The sequence below is a fragment of the Streptococcus sp. GMD4S genome, from assembly GCF_000296955.1.
The window spans coordinates 1-1,763 of record NZ_AJRE01000490.1; the positions used below are offsets into that span (position 1 = coordinate 1).

Genomic DNA, 1,763 nt, shown 5'->3' on the forward strand with positions numbered 1-1,763 from the left:
GTAATCGAGTTGGTCCAGCTTCAAATCCCATATAGTTAAGGACTGCCTTAACTGGAGCAGGACTTGGATAAGAGAAGAGGGCGTTGACTTTAGGAATGAATTTACGCTGAATTGCAGCAGCTTTTTTCATATCGCTTTCTGCAATGGCAGTAAACATTTCGTGCATTTCATCTCCATTTGTATGGGAGGCAACAGAAATAACCCCATCTGCACCAAGATTCATGGCATGGAAAGCGTCTCCGTCCTCACCAGTATAGACCAAGAACTCTTCTGGCTTGTGTTCAATCAAGTAAGCCATATTAGCCAGACTTGTACATTCTTTGACCCCAATAATATTTGGATGGTCAGCCAAACGAAGCATGGTTTCTGGAGTTAATTCCACTACCACACGCCCTGGAATGTTATAGATGATAATAGGTAAGTCAGAAGCATCTGCAATCGCTTTAAAGTGCTGATACATGCCTTCTTGAGAAGGTTTGTTGTAGTAAGGTACGATTGCAAGCCCAGCAGCAAAACCACCAAAGTCTGCGACCTCTTTGACAAACTCGATCGAATCGCGCGTATCATTGGTACCTACACCCGCAATCAAAGGAACGCGTCCATTGATAATCTTTTGTACAGCCTCAAAGAGTTCCAACTCTTCATCGTGGGTCAAAGTTGGACTCTCAGCAGTCGTTCCAGCTAGAAGAATGCCGTCTGTGTGATGGGCCAATAAATGCTCAATCAAGGCTGGAATGGCATCAAAGTTGATGGAACCATCCTCATGGAAAGGGGTAATAAAGGCTGTGATGATTTTACACTCTTTTAAATCTTGATAAGACATGAGAAACACCTCTCTATTTCAAAGAAGGAGTTCATCTGAACTCCTAAACGATATGACTATTTTAATTCAAATTTCAAATCAGCTGTTGGACGAACCAATCCACGTTCGTGAAGTGTTTCTGCGATCTGAACTGAGTTCCAAGCAGCACCTTTAAGAAGGTTATCGGAAACAACCCACATGTGGATTCCTTTTTCAGCATCCAAGTCTTTACGGATACGACCAACAAAGGTATCACGTGAACCAACTGCATTGATAGCTTGAGGATAGATTTGATGAGCTACGTCATCCTCGAGAACAGCACCTGGAAAGGCTGCGATGGCTGCTTTCACTTCTTCGATTGGAGCCACTTCTTTTGTTTCAATGTAAACAGACTCAGAGTGAGCAGACAAGACAGGAATACGCACACATGTTGCAGACACTGCGATGCTATCATCTTCCATGATTTTCTTCGTTTCCTTAGTCATCTTCATCTCTTCGTAAGTGTAATCATTGTCAGTGAAGACATCAATTTGTGGAAGAGCGTTAAAGGCAATAGGATAGTGTTTCTTGTCACCACCTGAAGGTAAGATTTCCGCATGCAAATCACGTGGATTCACACCGTCATTCAAGACTTCACGAAGTTCACGTTGTGTTTCAAGGATCGCTCCCATACCAGCACCAGAGACTGCTTGGTATGTTGAAACGATGATACGGTCCAAGCCCCATTTTTGACGAACAGGCTCAAGAGCCACCATCATTTGGATTGTTGAACAGTTAGGGCAAGCAATAATCCCGTTGTGGGCATCAAGTGCGTGAGCATTGACTTCCGGCACAACCAATGGTACATCTGGATTTTGACGGAAATAAGATGTGTTATCTACTACTACCGCTCCAGCTTGAACTGCGTATGGTGCATACTTAGCTGATGTCGAACCACCTGCTGAGAAGAGTGCAATATCAA

General features: G+C 43.6%; 2 protein-coding genes. Both read right to left on the reverse strand.

Translation table 11 applies throughout. The features are described from left to right. The coding region (dapA, locus tag GMD4S_RS12005; protein WP_000121630.1) for a 4-hydroxy-tetrahydrodipicolinate synthase at window positions 1-823 on the reverse strand (823 nt) is incomplete at its 3' end. A gap of 56 nt (window positions 824-879) precedes the next feature. Beyond that, window positions 880-1,763, reverse strand: an 884-nt coding sequence (locus tag GMD4S_RS12010) for an aspartate-semialdehyde dehydrogenase (RefSeq protein WP_000001351.1), incomplete at its 5' end; no start/stop codon positions are given.